Source organism: Mycoplasma bradburyae, assembly GCF_024338845.1.
Taxonomy (GTDB): domain Bacteria; phylum Bacillota_I; class Bacilli_A; order Mycoplasmatales; family Mycoplasmoidaceae; genus Mycoplasmoides; species Mycoplasmoides bradburyae.
In genome coordinates, this window is sequence record NZ_CP101414.1 from 387,725 (window position 1) to 408,096 (window position 20,372).

Genomic DNA, 20,372 nt, shown 5'->3' on the forward strand with positions numbered 1-20,372 from the left:
TAAAATAATAAATAAAATACTTTAGATTCTCGATGGATAATAAAAATAATAGCAAAAGAAGTCAGTTTTACTTTAATAGAAGAGAAAGCGCGAATCGTCCGAAAGTCAGATTTAATGATTTTGATTCTAAACTAATTAATGATAATTCTTTAGATATTGATAAAAAAGATAAAAACAAAAACATTTTCGATGGCGAAGATGATTTTGATTTTTTAAAAGATGTTATAGAGGATTATGACAATTTATATGAGAATAAAAAATCTTCAGTAATCAATGAATCAAACAAAAATAGTTCTCAAGATACAATTGTGCCAGAAGAAGATGAAGAAGATGATTTAGATTTAGAATTCCATCGTTCTAGAATATTTGATTCTAATCAAACTGACACTAAAGATCAAAATCCTCAGGTAAATAAGACACGTTTTGTTGGCGATGATGACTTCGAGCGAAGTCAAAATACTAATGATAATGATGAAAATTTAATCGAAGCATTCACCAAAAACTTAAGTTCATTTATTAGCGCGCAAGATGATAATAGTTTTGAGATCACTGAACAACAATCTAAAAAAACGAACAAAACTACACACATTGATTTAAAACAAGCGACTGAAGAATTTTATAACCAACCAATCACTCAAAAAGAAACAAAAAATCAAAAAACTGACATCATAACTAAAACAAAACAAGAAGATGACTATGCGATTACTGAAAACCACAGTGATTACAGTTTTGAATCTACTGATGATGTTGAAGAAAAACAAGTAGATCTAACTGATATGCTTGATGTTGATTATGAACCAGATGATGATTCTGAACATGATTTACCATCAACAAGCGAAGTTTTAAATGCTTCTTTTGACGAAGAAAAAACCAAAGAACAAAAAACAAAAACTAAAGAGCAAAAACCAGTTGAAAATATATCTGATAATGAACAAATCGGTAATGAGATTTATACTGAAAAAATTGAGCTATCACCAGAAGTAATAGCTAAAAAAGATGTTTCTTATGATGATACTTTAGAAGAAATTACTAAAGAAGACATTATTAATGCGACTAAACAATTTGATCTTGATCATTTAGAGCAAAAAAACAACAAGAGAAATAAAACTATAGAACAAGCTAACAATCAAGTTATTAAAGAGATATCTAAATTAGTTTATCAAGATGTTAACAATCAATATCAAGAAAAAGTAAATTTACTAGAAAAATACAAAGAAAATCTTGAAGAACGCGAAAGAGAAATCGAAAGGTTGAATGAAGAACTTGATCGCAAACAGGTTAAACTTGAATCAATCAACAAAGAATTCCAAGAAGCAATCAAAGACCATCAAAAAGAAATGGATTTAGAAAAACTAAATCTAGAAAAACAAAAGGAAGAAATTCTAGCTAAAGCAAACAAACAAGCTGATGAAATCTTGAAACAAGCTTACGAAAAAGCTAATGAATATAAGTTATTAGCTCAACAATCAGTTAAAGCCAACCAAGAAGAACAAAGCAACAATCAAATAGTTGAACTAAAACAAGGATTTGATAACAAATTAAACCAGTTATCAACCAAGATAAATAAAGAACTAGATACTCGTTTAGTCAAAAAAGATCAGATGCTAAACCAGTTATTATCACAATTAAAAATAATGGCCGAAACTACTCATTCTAATCAATTAAGAATTAATGAGTTATTTTTAGATGTTAATAACAAAGAGAAAGAGATTCAGGTTTTAAAACGTGATTTAGCGATTCTAAGAGCTACAACTAACCAAGTAGTGAATATCAAAACCGAGAAAACAAGAGAAATATCTAGAAAACATTTTGAAGACTTTGAACTAGATAATTCATATAAAGATCCTAGTTTTGAACAAAAGTTGGAAAGTATAACAAACGATTTAAGTTCTTTATCAAGCGAAATTGTATATGAACCTTCACAGCATGATAAATTAGATATTACTAAAAAAACATTAAGAACTTTTAATTTATCAGATCTTAACGAATCACTTGAAGAAGATAGAAAAATCTTCAAATCAATTAATAAACATTTAGATAAAAGCTTACAACAAGTAAGAACAGATACTAATTTAGTAACTCAAAAAATCCACAACCCTAGTTATATCAATAAATACAAGCAATCAAAAATAATTAATGATGAAGATGATTATGAAGAATGATCACTTAATGATATAAAAACTGAATTAACAGATGAATACAACAGTTTTTTAGCAAAAACTAAAACCACAGATTTTAAAGATAAAAAACCAGAACCTACTAAAAAACAAAAAACTAAAAAAGTTCAATTAGTCTTTGATTCAAAAAAATAATGTTGAATTTAGATAATACTAACTTTTCATACGAATTAAAGATAAAAAAACACAAATACAACGCTGTATTTGTGCATGGTTTTAGTTCTTCTCATACCAAACATTCCGAAATTTTTTCAAGACTAAATAAAGAACAAGTTAATTATTATACATTCGATCTTCCTGGTCACGGAAAACATTATATAGATGAAAATGATTTTGATAAATCTCAGTTAAAATTAGATTATTTAAGTGATTTAGTAGTCGATTTTATTAATAAAAAGCAACTGGATAATGTTATTCTAATCGGGCACTCAATGGGTGGTGGAATTTGTAGTATTGTTAATTATTTAATTCCTCAAAAAATTAAAGCGCTAATTCTGGAAGCTCCACTAAATCCAGCAATTTTTAGTTTTGATAAAAAAAGAATTTTTGATTCATTAAAATCATTTAACAATAAATCATTTTTAGATATCCTAAAACAACAAGATGAAGTTAATGATCAAATTTCATTAATTGGCTGATTAAAAAAGATTTATACCAATAACAAAGACAAGATCCCATTATTTTTGAATCTGATCTCGCAAAAATCTAAAACATTGCTAGATAACGCTTATAAAACACTTAATAATAAACCTGTTTTATTGATATTTGGTGAAAATGATCCAGTGATACCGCCTAATAAATCGATTAATTATATTAGTCAATACACCAATAATTTAACGACTAGAATTATAGATGAAGCAGCGCATTTGCCGCATCAAATTAATAAAGAAATGTACTATTATTTTATTAAAGATTTTATTGCTAAATTAAAATAGAAACATTTCGACATAATAAATAAGTTTTATTAGTTATAATTAAAATAAAGTATATACAAGCATTTTATTGAACTTTCAATAAATTGAAAATAAGGTTTTTATGGCAGAAAAACGCGATTATTACGAAGTATTGGAAATAGACAGGGACGCAGATGAGCGAGAGATAAAACGCGCGTTTAGAAAGCTGGCTAAAAAATACCACCCTGACACAAACAAGGATGATCCTAACGCTGAAAGTCTCTTTAGAGAAATAAATGAAGCCTATGAAGTTCTTTCAAGCCCTGAAAAGAAAGAACGTTATGATAAATATGGACATGATGGATTAGATCGCGAAGGTGATTTAGACTTCGATCCTGATATTTTTGATTCTTTTTTTGATACGATCAACGCTGCGGATGAATTTGATGACATCTCATTTGATGATGATTGAATGGATGAAGAAGAATTCGGTAAGAAGAAAAAGAAAAAGAAAAAAGACAAAAAAGGTGGATTTTGAGCAAAATCAAAAGAAGCTTCAAAAACGATTGAAACCGAACCTGAAATTATCGATGTGGGCGCAGCTAGCACAACTAGCGTAGATGAACCACGCTTATTTGACGATACTCCAGATTATAGTGAAGAAGCTACTTCATCATTCACAGAAGAAAAACTCTTTGACGATAACAAGGATGAAGAAAAACTATTTGATGATAACAATGAAGAGAAGTTATTTGATGATAACAAAGATGAGTCTGAAGAACGTTTATTCGATGATAATGTAACTTCAAGTGTTGAAGAAGAAACTCAAGAAGATGAAGATATGTCATGGACTCGCTTTATTGGTGATCCTGACTATGGTCATTATGATGAGAACAGTGAATGAGTATGAGAAGGTTATTTCGATGACGACAATAACTTCATATCAACTCGCGAAGATTCAGTAGAAGAAGAGCAATCAGAACCAGAATTTGTTAAAGAAACAACAGCTCAATCAGAAGAAGAACAAAAAACAGAAGCTGTTGAAGAAGTTGCTTCAGAACCAGTTCAAGAAGAAGTTCAAAAAGAAGAACAAAGTGTTGAAGAATCAACTGAAAGCGATCAAGATGATTACGTATCAGCTCAACCAGAAACAACAGTTGAACAACCTGAAGTAGAAGCTAATGCTCAAGAAGACAAACCTGAACCGGTTGAAGAAGTTAAAGAAGAAGACCTTGTTAAACCAGTAGAAGAAGAAGTTTCATCTGAACCAACTGAAGTTGAATCACAAGAAGAAGTTAAAGAAGAACAAGAAGATTCAGATATTGCGGTTGATGATGACTTTATTGATTCAAATATGCCTGAAATTGTTGATTTTTCAAAAAACAAAACACAACAAATTTCACGAAGCCCATTTGATTTGTCATTCTTATTAAAGAATCGAACAACTGAAGCTAACACTCAAGAAGTAACGAAACCAAAAGAACAAACTCAAGAAGTAAATAGTCAAACAAATAAAGTAGAAGAAACACTAACTGAAAAAGTTGAGGTTACAGCTACTCCAATTGATGAATTAAAAACTCAAGAAGTAACTAAAGAAGTTGAAGAAGTTAAAACCAAAGAAGTTAAATCGCCATCAACTCAAGAAGTTATTATTCATACACTAAAAACTACTGAACAAAAAGAAACAACTAAAACTTCGCAAATCACTCCACCAGTAGTTAAAACTAAAGAGGTTCAAGAAACCAAGACAGTTGAATTTAAAACTGCACCGATTGTTCAAACAAGAACACAAGAAGTGATTCAACCAGTTATTGAATTAAAACCTGAACCAACAGTTGAATTAAAAACTCAAGAAATTACTCAACCAGTTGTCGAAAATGCACAAGAAGTTGCTCAACCAACAGTTGAGCAAGCAACCAAATCAATAAAAGAATCAACGGTTGAGTTAAAAACTGAAGAATCTACTAAACCGATTGTTGAAAATAATACCCAAGAAGTTACTCAATCAACAGTTGAAAAACAAATTCAATCAACATTAGAAGTTAAAATTGAAGACAAACCAAAAGTAACTCCTCCGCAAACAGTTGTTAAAGAAAATCCGATTGTTGAAATTGATCTATCTAAATTAGAAGAATTAAAATTCGAATTAGTTGAGCAAAACTTTGAAAAACTACCAGTTAGAGAAGATACTAACTGAGCAACTGAATATCAATTGTCTGAACCGACTCATACTGATAAAAATTGATATGAAGAAGAAAATAAAGATGATTTAGAAAAACTTCTACAAGATCAAGCTGCCTTAGAAATAGAAGAACAATCTAAACCAGTTGAATTAGAAATCGAACATAAACCAGTCCAAGAATTAAATCAACAAAAAACTGAAGAAATATCAATTGAAGAAGTATTCCAAAAACAAGAAGAACCAAAATTCATTGAAGAAATTAGTATTAAAGAACTTCTCGATCAAGAATCTAAAGATGAAAAAGATTTATCAGATGATTTAATTGATCGCTCTCCAGTTGTAAATGATGTTAATCTAGAATTAACTGAAGAACTTAGAAAAGAAGAGGAATACAAAGAGTTATTTGATCAACCAAAAGATGACGAATTGCTAGTATTCAATGATGATAATAAGTTCTTATCAATTGAAGAATTATTAAGTCAAAATTCAAATAACGCATCAGAAGATAGTCAAACATATCAAAAAACAAACGACATCATTATCGAAAACAACATTGATAACATCAGTGTTGCTGATGATCAAAACTATGAGCTAGTTGATAATCACAAAGAGTTCAATAATATTACTGAACCAACTATCATAAGTTCGAACCTTAATTTCAAGGATAGTTATGTAAATCAAGTTGAAAGTGATGATATCATCAGAGAAGAACGACCTAACCGAATTGAGTATGAAGAAGTTGATTATGACCCGTTACAACAACCGGTTCGACCGATGCATACTTCAGAAGAGCAGATATATGATTACAGCATTAAATTGTTGAGAAAACAAGTAGGTGTAAAAATGGACGATAATGACAATTCTAAAAACCTCGCTAAAACGATAAACGATTTATCAAGTTTCAAGTCGAAATTATTAAAACGCTTAAGTGAAACTGATTCTACAACCCCACAACCAGCGTCAACTAAATATCAAGAACCAAACTTGATTCAAATAGAACGCTTAAATGAAATTAACGTTGTTAAAGAAGTGGAAGTTCACCAAGTGTTGTTATTTAACAATGCTATCAAGCGTATAAAATACACTCGTCACACTCCTTGTAATCATTGTTCAGCAACAGGTATTGATCTAAGTTCTAGCCAACCATACAAACTATGTCCTGCTTGTCGTAATGTTGATGGTAATGTTGAATCTTGTATGGTATGTAACCGATATGGTAAATTAATCCGTATCGCTTGTAAAAATTGTTTAGGTAAATCTTATACAAATGAAGCTATTACATTAGATATTAAATTACCAATTACTTCTCAACTAAACATTTCAGTTAACTATCCAGGTTTTGGTCACATCTTCCCTAATAATCTAAAAGGTGACTTAACTGTTATCTTTAAAGTAATACCTTCAAACTTCTTCACAATTAAGAATAATGATATCCACGTTAAAGCGTTAGTAGATCCTATGCTAGCTTCAATTGGTGGGATTATCAAAGTTCCGACGATTAACAAATTAATTAACGTTAGAATACCACCTGGTACAAAAGCAGGAGACCAAGTAATTATTAAAGATATGGGTCTTGAAGCTAGATATGATTTAGAGACTAAATCACACTACGATAAAGGTTCTTTAGTAATCCATGTTGTATATGCTGACATTAATAAAACTAATGATGGATCACTAAGTCTTGAAGAAGTCGCAAAATTACCAAACCCACAAGTTGAACACTTTAACAAGTTGGCTTTAAGAGAAATTAAAGAATTAAAATATAACCAACAAGAAATTCAACAAGAACAACAAAACTGAAGTTTTCAATCAGAAAACAATCAATCAAATAATAATCAGCCAACCGATTCTAATATCTCGCAACAGCAACAACAAACATTAGCATTTAATCGCGTTTTAAACACTATTAAAGATATTAGAACTTTAGATGATATAAAAAAAATTCGCGAAAAAGCTAATAAAAATAAATAATAAGAAGAGAATAATATGAACAACCAAGAACAAAAAACAAGAGAAGAACTTAAAGAGGAAGATGCTTCTTTAGAAGATTCAACAATCCACGAACCAACAACTGAAGTGCAACCAACTGCTAATGTTGGAGCTACAGTTAATTTATCTAATGAAAATATTCAAATCAAGAGTTCATTAGAAGATTTAAAAAATTTCGTTCAAAATCCAAAAAATCATAAACAAAAAATTGCTACAGTAGGCAAGTTGATGTACGATGAATTCGTTAAGATTGAAAATTCTGTTAATAATATTAACAGCTATATTGAAAATCTGACACAAAGATTGGAATCAACTAACGAAAGTATCAAGAACAAGATTCAAGAAGTTGAAGCTAAAGCTCAAAAGAAAATTAGTGATAAGATTGAAGAATTGGATGCTCGCAAAAAAGAAGAGATCGAAAACGCTAAAAAATATGCGATTGAAAAATCAATTGACTCAGCAATTAATGTTGTTGATCAATTAGAAATTGCGATTGATTTTGCTTCTAAAGATCCAGCAGTTAAAAACTATGTAAGTGGTTTTAAAATGGTATTAAGCTCATTTATTAACTGATTGAAAAATGTTAATATTCACAGAATGGATATCAAACCTGGTGACAAGTTTGATGAAAAATACATGAGCGCTTCTGATAAGGTAAGTGATCCTAAATACCCTGCTGATCATGTATCTAAAGTTATGAAATCTGGTTATATCTTATATGATCGAGTTATTCGTCATACAATGGTAGCAGTATCTGATGGTGTTGATTACCAACCAGAACAAGCTGCTAGTGAAGAAGTGGCTGAAAAACCTACTCCAGCACCTGCTCCAGCTCCTAGCACTCAAGAACCAGCTAAACAAAAACCAACTGCTCCAACTCCTCCAGCTCAAGCTCCTAACAAACCACCAGTTGTTCATCCAACAAAACCAACATCTGCTCCAACCCCTCCTTCAGCACCTAAACAACCAATTACTCACCAAATAGTTAAAAAATAATTTAACTAGCAATCAATTAAAACACCTGCCATACTTAGCAGGTGTTTTTTTTATTTTAGGTTAGGTTGTTTTTATTTGTTTAAATAGCAAATTTTAATCTTGGTAATATGAAATTATAATGTTATATTGATTAATCATAAATCTTTTGTATTTATCTATAAATAGTTCTGATAATTAAAACAACAATAAAAAATGTAGCTATGTAATAGCTACATTTTATCTATTTTATAGACTAGCAATCTTTCTTATAAAAGCATATCAGCAACACTCAATAAGATGCTAGGTAATTTATCGTTAATTGCTTCTTCTGGGTTGTTTTTAGAAGTTATTTTGGTTTTGATCTTCTTAGTTAAAAAAACTTTAGCATAGAAAGCTAACTTAACATCTCTTGCGCTTTGAATTAATATTTGAAGGTTTTTATTTTCAAGATTATCATTTTGGATGCAAGAATTTTTATCTATAACTGTTAATAATGAGATTACAATAAAATTAATAGCTTCAATTTTTTGAATTCTCATCTTTTTATTGATATTAGAAATTATAGATGTATCAATATTAAAAAGATTCGTAAATGTATTTAAAACCTTGTCCTTTAATAGATTTTGCAATCCTGTATTAGTTTCTTCATCATAAAATTCAAAATTTAATTCGTTAATTTTATTAAGAAATTCCTCATATTTATTTTGATCTAAAACGATAAAATTTGTTAATCTTTCTATTTCGGGATTAATTTTATTATCAATAGTAATTTGAACTGCAACACGATACATCAAACAAAATAATGTTAATGCAAAAATAATAGGAGATCAAAAATCGCTTTTTAGCGCAATAACATAAAAATTATCTGAATTATCGTTAAATCACACAAATCTGATTATGCCTAAAATAGTGGTTGAAACAACATAAATTATTGCCATGGCAAAAGAAGAGATCTTATGCGCATTATATAGCAATTTTTTATAATCTAATTTATTAAATTCAGATAATGAAAATATCATTTTAGATAATTTTGATTTTTTATCTAAAAGATCTGATATAGATTTTAATTTTTTAGAAAGTTGTAATTTATTTTTATATATTGTTCGAAACAAAATAATACAAAATAAAATATAAACAATCATGAAAGCAACCCAAGCTAATAAAAATACTAAAGCTACTTGGGGATATGATTTTTCTACCATTATAATCATCCATTCCGAACTAAATAATGAGTAAAAAAATGAAGTCAAAATTAAATTATTAGTTAGTAAAATTGAATAATTTTTACTAAAAATAGACCACAAATTTAATTATGGCTTATTAGAAACTCCTCTTATCTAGTTCTATATTTATAATTATTTTAATATTTTTTTTATTAAAATAATTGTTTTTTAATTGTTTTTTTCTTACTCATTTTTATATAAGCGAGTTGTAATTTTTAGCATATCTATTTAATAAAAACTTTAGTCTTTAAAAAGACTTTTTTAGTTAAACCAGTTAGCCTTATGATAAGGTGCATTCAAATAATATTTACTTTAATTTAAAAATGATTTTTAATTATTTGTTTAATAATATTCAGGAATACATTGCTTTAAAACTATTTTTAAAAAAATCATTTTACCGAATATTTTTGATAAAAATTAATTTTATATGTAGTTATCTGAACCAAAATAAATAATATTTACACTTTAAATTCAATTACTCAATAGAAGTTAATATAACTAACTAAAATGTTATAGCAAATGAATAACCATTAGAAATCCTAAGCTAAAGTAATAAGTCCTATATATGTTATAAACATATATGTAATTAATAAAAAACGGTAGAGAACGATATATGAAATATAATGTACTAGCTAATAATATTAAAATGCCTAGCATTGGATTTGGAACATATAAATTAGAAGATGGAAACCAAACTGTTTATGCTGTTAAATATGCTTTAGAAGTAGGTTATCGTCACTTAGATTGTGCTGAAATATATAATAACCAAATATCAGTAGGTAAAGCTATTAAACAATCTAGTGTTAATCGTAAAGATATATTTGTCACTTCTAAAATTTGAAATAGTGACAAAGGTTATCAATCAACTAAGAAGGCGTTTAGCAAAATACTTAATGATTTAGATCTTGAATACTTAGATCTTTTATTAATTCATTGACCGATTGGAAGAAATTTCAAAAATAACTGAAAAGAAATTAATAGTCAAACTTGAAAGGCTATGGAAGAACTTTATCAGGAAGGTAAGATTAAAGCTATTGGTGTAAGTAATTTTCTAGTTCATCATTTAGAAGAATTAAAGAAAACTGCTAAAATTATGCCAATGGTTAATCAATTAGAATTTCATCCAGGTTATATGCAACAAGAAATAGTTGATTATTGTAATAAGAACAACATTGTTGTTCAAGCTTGATCTCCGTTTTCTCAATCGCAAATCCTGGAACACAAGAAATTATTAGAATTAGCTAATAAATATAAAGTAACCACTGCGCAATTAATTCTTAATTGAATTATTCAAAAAGATATCGTTCCATTACCTAAATCAAAAACATTTGAAAGAATTAAAAGTAATTTAGCTGTTTTCGATTTTTCAATAAGCAAAGAAGATATTAAAATTATTGACGAATTACCAGATTGTGGCGGATTAGACCTTCATCCAGATGAAGTTGAATTTTAACAAATCAACGGTAAAATTGAATAAAAACAGATATAATGATCGCCTAAATTTTTAGGTGATTTTTTATATAATATCACCTCAAAAATCTTTTGATATTTAAAGTTGATAACTAATAATTACTTAGTTGTCAAGGAACATAAATCACACAATATTTGTTTAAAACTGTGGCTAACATTTCATAAAAATAGTGAAATATAAAAATAATCTTATTTTTACACAAATTAACTATTAGGCATATAATTATTATCACTATGACAAACAAAAATACAACAATCCGTTCTAGTTGTTTTATAGAAAAAGGTAATGGTATTTATTTAAAAAATGAAACTGTTAAACAAAACAACGAAAGATATGAAAGTTTAGATTTAGCTTGAGACAAAATTGAATCAGCTAAAAGTTACGCTCTTGTAATGGTAGATTACGAAGCTTCACGTGTAATAGGTCAATCATTTATTCACTGAGTTGTAGCTAACATTAAGGGTAACGAATTAGCCTATGCAGCTAATATTAATAATTCTGAAATCATTCAAGGTCTTAACTCAACAGCTCAAGGAATGACTGAAACTTCTAAGGGTGTAATCATTGAATGTGTTCCAAGCGCTTTTAAAAATACTCCTGAAGCTGCTAGTGATTACTTACCACCACTTCCACCAGATGATAGTCATCTTTATACTATCCGTGTTTATGGATTAGATGTTGAAAAACTAGATTTACCAAAACACTATAATTTATCAGATCTTAATGCAAAAATTATTGAGCACTGTGTTGGTGAACATGAATTGCACTTCTGATATAAACCTAATTAAAAGAGGATCAATAATAAATGAAGAAATATTTAATCGGTAACAACAAACAAATCTGATCTAAAATGGTTGGTGAAGATGGTTATCTTCACGCACATGGTGGCGCTTTAGATAACAAAAACCAAACTCCATTCCCTTCGTATTCTTTAGATTTAGAATGAGAAAAAATTCCGAATGCTAAGAGTTATGCGGTTTTAATTGAAGACTTTGATGCGGCTGCTGTAATTGGATTCAGTTTTATTCACTGAATTGCTGCTAATGTTAAAACTAATAAATTAGAAGCTAACCAATCTTATTTAGATCATAAGAAATGATTAGAATCTAAAAAGGGAGTTTATGGCGATGATGTTTTATGACAAGGTCATAACTCTAGTGTTTGCAAAACATTATTTGCTAACAATAAAACAAATGATCAATTAGGTGGTATTTTACCTGAAGGATTTACTTCAACTCACCATGATGGGTCATTAATTTATTTTGGATGCTACCCGCCAAACGCAGATCACACGTATACTGTAACTGTTTATGGTCTAGATGTTGAAGCTAAAGAATTAAGCTATCACAAACAACACAGAACTCAAGAAAATTATTTAAACAAACCTTACTATGTAGGTGACTTTATTCAAGCGATTCACAACCACGTAGTAGGTAAACACACTCTTCACTTTAGATATAAAAAAGTTGGTTAATAAGATTAACCAACTTAATAAAAAAACAAACCTAATCTTAAAAAGTTATAAGCTAATTCTTTTAAGATTGGGTTTTTATTTTGTCTTATTTATTGGATTTAAATAATTAAAAAAATCTTTAATTTTTGCTTTGCTTTTTATTAAAATGTGATATTTAAATAAATAACAGAAAATATTAATTTATATATTATAATTATTATGAGTTTAAAAACTCGAGATCAACAAAAAAATATAAGCAGTTGCCCCTTTATCTGCTTATATTTTTTGTTTATTTTAATTTTTAGATTATTTAACGATAAAGTTAATAATCTTATTCTTAACAAAGATTGTTTTAACAATCTGTTTATCTTGGGTTTGTTTTTTGATTGTTTCTTGATTTAAGAAAAAATCAGCAACTTCTTGTTCCGATGCGTCAATATTAAAATCATTAACCATTTTATATTTACCATTAATACTACAAGAGATCGTAACAACATTTTTAACTAAGTATTGTTCATCTCATTTAGCTAATTTCATTGTATATAACAATTGTTTGTTATTGATTTTTTCATTCAATTCTTCAGCTAAGAATGGCGCAAAGAATGATAAAACAATCAAGAAGTTTTTTATCATCTCTTTATTAATTTGCTCTTGTTTGTAACAAGCATTAATAAAGATCATCATTTCACTAACAACAAGATTGAATTCGTAGTTTTCTAAATGTTGATTAACTTTTTTTAAGAAATTGTGATAATCATAATTTAGATGCTCACTTGGATCGTCATTGATAGTTATCTTATCAAATAGGTTATAAACTCTTTCAAGGAATTTTCTAGTTCCATTTAATGCGTTTGAGTTTCAAGCTAAACTAGCATTTAACGGCCCCATAAACATCACATAAGTTCTAATCGTATCAGCTCCGTGTGATAATACTAAATCGTCTGGATTAATAATATTTCCCTTAGATTTAGACATCTTGGTGCCATCTTCACCTAGAATCATTCCTTGGTTCATTAGTTGATAGAACGGTTCTTTTGAACTTACAACATTGATTTTGTATAAGAATTTATATCAAAAACGAGCGTATAATAAATGTAATACAGCATGTTCTTGTCCGCCAACATATAAATCAACTGGCATAAAATGATCAAATAACGCTTTAGCTTCTGGTGAATTTAATGCTAGATAATTTTGATCTAAATGATTTTTATTTAATTCGTGTAACTTTAAAATATATCCTAAGAAATACCAACAAGAACCAGCTCATTGTGGCATGGTGTTAATTTCTCGGGTATATTTTTTATTATCAATAATTGGATGTAGTCATTCATCACTAGCGTTAGCTAGTGGTGGTAATCCTTGTTTGTTTGGTGAAAAATCTTTAAGTTCTGGTAACTTTAAAGGTAATTGTTCATCTTTAAGAAGATGACAATTATTATTTTCATCAAACACAACAGGGAAAGGTTCTCCTCAATAACGTTGTCTTGAAAAAATTCAATCACGCAGTTTGTAATTAGTTTTTTTACTACCAATATTATTTTTTTCTAGGTAATCAATAATTTTATTAATTGCTTGATCATTATCAAGACCATTAATAAAATCAGAATTAATATGGCTTCCATCACCAAGATAAGGATAACTATCAGCTTTTATAACTGGAATGATTTCTAGATTATATTTATTAGCAAAATTATAATCGCGTTCATCATGAGCAGCTACACCCATAACAGCGCCAGTGCCATAATCACTGATAATGTAGTCAGCTAAATAAATTGGGATTCTTTTTTTAGTAATTGGGTGAATAGCAAAATAATTTGTATCAATACCAACATATCTTACGGTTTGATCAATACTGTTAGCTTTAATAAATTCTTCGATTTGGTCATTTTTATTCGTTATTAATTTTTGTTTAACTAGTTCGTGATCGAAACTTAAAGCAATAAAACTAACTCCAAATAGAGTATCAGCTCTTGATGAGAAGACTTCGATTTTTTGATTATCTAAACCTTCAACATCAAACTTAATGCTAGCACCAGTTGATTTACCAATTCAATTAACTTGCATCGCTTTAATTGAATTAGGTCAGTTAATATCATCAAGATCTTTGATTAATTCGTCAGCAAACTCAGTAATTTTAAGTACTCATTGACGCATTTTTTTCTTGATAACTGGATAAGATCCTCTTTCAGAGATCTTATTACCAGCTTCATCAGTTAGTACTTCTTCATTTGCTAATACTGTTCCTAGTTTTTCACATCAATTAACTTCAATATCAGCTTGGTAAGCTAGATTGTGTTCGTATAACTTTTTAAAAATTCATTGAGTTCATTGAAAATAATTAGGGTTGGTAGTATCAACTTCTAATCGATAATCATAATTAAATCCTAAGCTTTGTAATTGGTTTCTAAAATTATCAATATTTTCTTGAGTAAATTTAGCAGGATGATTATTTGTCTGAATTGCATATTGCTCAGCCGGCAATCCAAAAGCATCTCAACCAATCGGATGTAAAACATTAAAACCTAAAGCATTTTTTCAACGAGAAACAACATCAGTTGCCATAAATGCTTTAACATGCCCTACGTGTAATCCTTTACCACTAGGATAGGGAAACATATCTAAAATATAGTATTTAGTTTTAGATTTATCTAGATCAAAATGATAAACATTTTGATCTGATCAAACTTTCCTTCATTTATTTTCTATTAAATTATGGTTATACATATAGTTTATTTATTGAATTAATTATCTGAGCTCATTAATTTAAGAAAACGAGAGATATCAACATTGTTACAAGCCGCTGTAACTAAATCGTTTTTTGAGATAATTGTATCCTTGTCGATAGAATAAATATTCTTATAATCTCTTGTTATTGAGATAATGTTAGCATTAGTTTTATTTCTTATGTCGATATCAACAATTCTTTTGTTGATTACATCCTTAGAAGTAGCATAAACACGAACTAATGAGATGTCATCATCAATCGAGATTATTTCGCTATTAATACTATGAACTACTCTCATAGCGATGTTTTCACCGACGATTTCTTCAGGAATTACCGCTTCTTTAACCCCAAAGGTTTTAAGAACTCTTTTATGAACCTCATTTTTAGCTCTGGCTATAATATTCTTAACCTTTAATTCACGTAGGTTTGTTGCTATAATAATAGATTCTTCAAGACTGCTAACCGATAAGATTACCGTATCGAATTTATTGATAGCAACATCAGATAAAGACATAATGTCAGTAGCATCCAAGCTGATTGCAAAATCAAATCTTTTAGCTTCTAAATTAATTTTTTCTTTATCTTTATCAATAATTAGAACTTTATAGCCTAATTCTTTCAGCTTGGATGCTACTTTACTACCGAACCTTCCAAGCCCTATAACGCAATAATCTGCTCGTTTCATAATCTAGATAATATTATAAATATTAATTTAAATAAAAAAATCAGATAAACTTTTCAATATTATAATAATACCTAATCATAGTTATAAAATCATCTCTCTTATCTAAAAAAACATAAATAGCAATTTATTTTATTCGTTGATCTCTTAAGGTGGTATATTAATGTTGTGCAAACCAAAGAAGTTAAAAGATAAAACTAAAAGTAAAAGTTCTAAAAAAGTGAAAAGAATTACTTCTGCTTTTATCGGCTTTTTAGTGGTTGGAACGATTGTTCCATTAGCAAACATCCCGCTTTATAAAAGATACATAAGTAAGATTAACACTGAGAAAAATCTAAAAGATATTTCAAAAAATGAAAGATTAATTAAAGCAGCTAAAGAAAAGATTAGAAAAGAAAATCCTCAAGCAATTATCCAAGATATTGTTCAGGATTTTCATCCAAATACTAATGATTCAGACCAAGCTAAAAAACTTGTTAATACTATTTATGATAATTACCAATTTAAGATTGTTGATAAATTAAAAAAATCAGGTATTGATTATCAAAACTGAGAAACATTTAATAAATATGTTTATGATCACTTAGATCATGACATTTTTGAAGATATATTAAATTCTTTTGTTGGTTTTTATGCGACTTATCACAACTCTTGAATTAACGAATTAACCGAAAGAATTCTTTTATATAAGTATAAAAAAGTAGGAATTCAAAACGGTTATTTCAGACAATATCACACAGAAACAAGCAATGCTTATTTCTTGGATAAGAACAATTTCAACTTCAGATTTACGACTAAATCTGATTTAATTGCTGTTCATAAACTTTTTGGTGATGTAACTACTAAAGTTGGATTCTCAATTAATGTTAACCCTAATTCTAAAATAGTCATTGATCAAGATTCTAAAGGAGTTGTATTAACAAATACTAGCATTTTTCTTGAGTCATCTGCTGGTGTTCTTAGTCCTTATGGAAGTATTTTAGTTAGAACTGATTCGGATTATTGAAAAAACTGGTATGGATATACTGGCAATGCAGTCAAATGAGAAGAACAAAAACAAATTAAAGGATTACCATTAACATCAATCTTGTACAGTATTATTAATGATAAAGATAATGAAAAAGGTTATATTAGTAAATACTTTTATAAATGGATGGTGCAAATATTAATTAACTTTTTTAATAATGGTTACCTTGATCAACAAAATATTCGCAATAAAAAAGGTCATTAATCTTACATAATGTTAAATTCATCAAGCGATTCTAATAAAACATTACAAATTATTAATAGATTACCTAAGCGATGACAGAAACATCGTTTGGCTAATGTTATTAAACCCTATTATCTTAATTGAAAAGAATACTTTTTTATTAATGCGACAAGACAAGCTAATCGATATTTAAAACATACTAAGTTCAATTGATTATATTTAATCCCAATTGTTGGTTTTATTTATTTTATTTTTAAGATTGAATCAACTAACGAAAAATTAGAGTATAGCAAACTTAAAAATCAATATCTTAAAGTTGGTGGTGAAAACTGAATAGTTTTCTTGATTATATTTGCTGGTATTTATTTATCGTTTATTATTTGAGCTACTTTAATTATTTATTTAACAGATTATTTTTATCCACCAAATAATTATCAGAATATTAATAAGATTATTATTATGTATGTAGGTGGTAATTTTATTATCTTCATATTATTTCATTATTTTTATTTATTTTATTGATACTTAGTGGTTTATCAAAAATTCAAGAATTCAGTTTATAAAATAATAGCAATTACTAGAAACAAAATTCATCCATACTCGTTTTTCTCGTTTGTTCTCCATTGTGATGATGGGGTGTATTTAAAGAAATTAGAAAAGCGTCATAAACGAAATCAGTTTCTTAAATAATTTTTTTATTATTCGTAATAAATAAAAAAATTAGATTTATCGGTTATTTTAATGAATATCAAAAAATATAAATAATAAAAAAGCCCTATTGTTTTATGAACAATAGGGCTTTAAATGTCTAAAAATTAATGGTGCCGAATACAAGAATTGAACTTGTCTCTGATGCTTACCATGCATCTGTTTTACCACTAAACTAATTCGGCGCGCTAGATAATTATAACCGATTTTAAGATTAGATTATTTAAAAACTAGTTTATATTATTTATTTTGGTAAAGAAAAAGTTTGATTATTACAATAATTAACCATAGTTAGATTATTAAATAGCACCTATCTAATTAATTAATATATTCGTTTCTTATAGATATTATTTAAATTTTTAAAAAATTAAGAATTTAATAAATTGATACATTAATAAATTTGATTAAAAGACTTTATTTAATAGATATTGAAAAGAAGAAAAATGAAATAATTGCTTTTATTTTTTTGATTTAATTACAACTTATTATTTTTTATTCAAAATAAGATTAATTGTTTTATTAATGTCCGATTTTATATATGGATAGCAGCAAAATTAAGAATAATTTTGTCTTTAAAAATTTTAAAAGTGAAAAGAAAAAATTTTTTAAAGTTAATTAGTTTATTAAGTGTTGTTTCGATGGCATCAATCGCAGTATCAAGTTGTAAAAAACCAGATATCGATTTAACAAATCAAATTAATCGAGATAAAACAGAAAATAAAAATAGCTCTGAATCTAAAGATAATGATAAAAAAATAAACGAAGAAAAAACAACAGATACAAAAGCTTTATCTAATAAAAAAAACGAATCTAATAATAAAAGTAACGTTGATTCTGATGATACGAATAATTCTGAATCGATAGAAACTAAAGACCGATCTGAATTGCCAGAAAAAACTAATGAAGAAAACTCAAATGAATCAGTTTCTGATTCAACAAATCAAGAAACAACTGATAAAAGTGTTAATGAACAACCTAAAGCAGAATCAAATAAAAATTTAGAATCATCTACGAGTTCAACTGATAGTGTAGTTGGCGAAAAAACAACAGAACAACCTAAGCATAATGCTTCTGAAGATGTAAATATGATGCATTCATCAGATGAATCTGAAGAAACTAAAAACTCAGAAGAAACTAATATTCATAAATCTGTTGAAAAAACTGAAGAGCATCAATCAGATGAACCCTCTGAAGGAAGTTCTGAAAAACAAGTTGGCAACCAGGCTGAAGCAGAAAAAGAAAATTCTAAACAATCTGAAGAAGTAACTGATGGAAAAACTTCTATGATGGATCATTCTGATAGTGAAACTTTAAAATCTAAAGATGATGGTATGGTTACTGATCATCCACAAACTGATAATCAACAAGATTCAAGAGATGGCGCAGGTGAAATGGTAAAAGCAGAACAAGGCCATGAAACAACTGAACCTAAAAAAGAAGGTCCAGCAACAGATGTCGAAAATGGTGAAAAAAATCAATCCGCGCAACCTATAACTGAAAAAACAGAAGAAAAAACTGAAACTAAAAAAGATATTGAACCTACTAGCGAACAAGGCGAACCTAAATCTGGAGAAGTTCAATCTAGTAGTATGCAAGATGAACCTTCTAGTGTATCAGGAGATGTTCATGATCCTGAAACAGATTCGGTTTCAAAAGATGAATCTGATCAAAATAAAGAAACTCACGATGATTCTTCAATCAATGGAGAAGACAAACAAGCGCAATCTGAATCTGATCAAGAAACCAGTGCAGAAAAATTGGATTCAAAAGAAGTTGATCCAGTTAATTCTACAGAAGAACACAAACCTACAATGATGGAAAATTCACCACCATCAGCAGATAGTCCAGAAGATGGTTTAGCAACTCCATTAACACCTAGTTGAGGTGATGGAACTGATAGTGGCTCTTATCACCCGGCAGTTACTCCTGATAATGATTGTCCAAATGTACTATCTACAGAATATCCATACGGATCACCATACAATCCAACAGGATCTACACCTCCTAGTGTAAGTGATCCATATGCACCTCCTGTACCTTCAGATCCGTCTGCTGGATGAGCTACTAGCGGAACAGGTAGTCCTTATGGTATGTATCCTGGTTATGATTCTCCAACATACCCAAATTATAATGGAACACCAGGATCATCTGATGGTTCTTATGGTGATAATTATCCATCAAGTTATCCTAGTTCTTACCCAGGAACTTGTCCTACACCAACCGGTCCATATGATACCATGCCTGAACCAGGTTCAAATGGTGTCGGGGATGATTCAGGGATAGGTAGTGCGCCTACTGATTGAGGATCTTCGCTTCCAGAAAGCTCTCCTCCTATCGATTTATAAACGGCTCAATAATTAAATAATCGTATAAGTTCTTTTGTTAATAAAAAAATTTAAACTCTTTTGAGTTTAAAACTATTCACAAACAAATCATAATAAGATTCATTTTCGCTTTAAGTAATGAATCTTATTTTTTATTTAAAAAATAATCAAGCATATTAATTTTTAGTTTTAAATAGTATTCTAATTAAGAAATAATAGTTATCTTTTATTTCAAAAAATATTATAGTCTTATAAATAAGACATAAATAAAAATATTGTTAAAAATCTTTATTTATAAGAAAAATATAAGAAGTTAAACCTAATAAATCATTTTTTGTTGTTTCATATTACCGTTTTTTT

The 20,372-nt window shown here is 28.3% G+C and carries 13 protein-coding genes and 1 tRNA gene; 10 read left to right on the plus strand and 4 right to left on the minus strand.

The annotated features are described in order from the left end of the window. Window positions 1–32 precede the first annotated feature (32 nt). The 4 genes from NMG68_RS01575 to grpE all read left to right on the plus strand — a co-directional run bounded on the left by NMG68_RS01575 (window position 33) and on the right by grpE (window position 8,237). The gene (locus NMG68_RS01575) at window positions 33–2,312 is read left to right on the plus strand and encodes a coiled-coil domain-containing protein (RefSeq protein ID WP_255034947.1); all 2,280 of its coding nucleotides are present in this window, start codon (window positions 33–35) and stop codon (window positions 2,310–2,312) included. After that, window positions 2,312–3,112, plus strand: coding sequence for an alpha/beta hydrolase (locus tag NMG68_RS01580; protein WP_255034948.1), 801 nt, complete (start codon window positions 2,312–2,314; stop codon window positions 3,110–3,112). Before NMG68_RS01575 ends, NMG68_RS01580 begins: the two co-directional genes overlap by 1 nt. Before the next feature lie 100 nt (window positions 3,113–3,212). Next, window positions 3,213–7,223: a terminal organelle assembly protein TopJ gene (gene topJ / locus NMG68_RS01585; RefSeq protein WP_255034949.1), complete on the plus strand. Its 4,011-nt coding sequence runs from the start codon at window positions 3,213–3,215 to the stop codon at window positions 7,221–7,223. A 15-nt stretch (window positions 7,224–7,238) separates the two neighbouring features. Beyond that, complete coding sequence (gene grpE / locus NMG68_RS01590) at window positions 7,239–8,237, plus strand: nucleotide exchange factor GrpE (RefSeq protein WP_255034950.1); 999 nt, start codon at window positions 7,239–7,241, stop codon at window positions 8,235–8,237. Window positions 8,238–8,482: 245 nt separating this feature from the next. On the opposite strand, the gene NMG68_RS01595 is transcribed toward grpE, so the two are convergent. Then, window positions 8,483–9,418, minus strand: coding sequence for a hypothetical protein (locus NMG68_RS01595; RefSeq protein WP_255034951.1), 936 nt, complete (start codon window positions 9,416–9,418; stop codon window positions 8,483–8,485). A gap of 634 nt (window positions 9,419–10,052) precedes the next feature. On the opposite strand from NMG68_RS01595, the gene NMG68_RS01600 reads away from it, so the two are divergent. The 3 genes from NMG68_RS01600 to NMG68_RS01610 all read left to right on the plus strand — a co-directional run bounded on the left by NMG68_RS01600 (window position 10,053) and on the right by NMG68_RS01610 (window position 12,384). Continuing rightward, on the plus strand, window positions 10,053–10,892 hold the full coding sequence (locus NMG68_RS01600; protein ID WP_255034952.1) for an aldo/keto reductase: 840 nt from the start codon (window positions 10,053–10,055) through the stop codon (window positions 10,890–10,892). A 251-nt stretch (window positions 10,893–11,143) separates the two neighbouring features. Next, entirely contained in the window at window positions 11,144–11,698 is a 555-nt protein-coding gene (locus tag NMG68_RS01605; RefSeq protein ID WP_255034953.1) for a YbhB/YbcL family Raf kinase inhibitor-like protein, read from the plus strand. A gap of 17 nt (window positions 11,699–11,715) precedes the next feature. After that, on the plus strand, window positions 11,716–12,384 hold the full coding sequence (locus NMG68_RS01610) for a YbhB/YbcL family Raf kinase inhibitor-like protein (RefSeq protein ID WP_255034954.1): 669 nt from the start codon (window positions 11,716–11,718) through the stop codon (window positions 12,382–12,384). Between the two features lie 285 nt (window positions 12,385–12,669). On the opposite strand, the gene leuS is transcribed toward NMG68_RS01610, so the two are convergent. Together leuS and NMG68_RS01620 are read right to left on the minus strand one after the other, a co-directional pair. Continuing rightward, window positions 12,670–15,087, minus strand: coding sequence for a leucine--tRNA ligase (gene leuS / locus NMG68_RS01615; RefSeq protein WP_255034955.1), 2,418 nt, complete (start codon window positions 15,085–15,087; stop codon window positions 12,670–12,672). Between the two features lie 17 nt (window positions 15,088–15,104). Next, window positions 15,105–15,773 carry a potassium channel family protein gene (locus tag NMG68_RS01620; protein WP_255034956.1) on the minus strand — a complete coding sequence of 223 codons (669 nt, stop codon included), beginning with the start codon at window positions 15,771–15,773 and terminating at the stop codon, window positions 15,105–15,107. A 160-nt stretch (window positions 15,774–15,933) separates the two neighbouring features. Between NMG68_RS01620 and NMG68_RS01625 the strand changes: the two genes are divergently transcribed. Together NMG68_RS01625 and NMG68_RS01630 are read left to right on the plus strand one after the other, a co-directional pair. Continuing rightward, the gene (locus NMG68_RS01625; protein WP_255034957.1) at window positions 15,934–17,001 is read left to right on the plus strand and encodes a hypothetical protein; all 1,068 of its coding nucleotides are present in this window, start codon (window positions 15,934–15,936) and stop codon (window positions 16,999–17,001) included. 9 nt (window positions 17,002–17,010) lie between these two features. Next, a complete protein-coding gene (locus NMG68_RS01630; RefSeq protein WP_255034958.1) occupies window positions 17,011–17,670 on the plus strand; it encodes a hypothetical protein in 660 nt (219 codons plus the stop codon). Between the two features lie 129 nt (window positions 17,671–17,799). Here NMG68_RS01630 and NMG68_RS01635 read toward each other — a convergent pair. Continuing rightward, window positions 17,800–17,873: transfer RNA gene (locus NMG68_RS01635), tRNA-Thr, on the minus strand. A gap of 402 nt (window positions 17,874–18,275) precedes the next feature. On the opposite strand from NMG68_RS01635, the gene NMG68_RS01640 reads away from it, so the two are divergent. Beyond that, window positions 18,276–20,033 (plus strand): hypothetical protein, encoded by a 1,758-nt coding sequence (locus NMG68_RS01640; protein WP_255034959.1) that lies wholly within the window; start codon window positions 18,276–18,278, stop codon window positions 20,031–20,033. Window positions 20,034–20,372 lie beyond the last annotated feature (339 nt).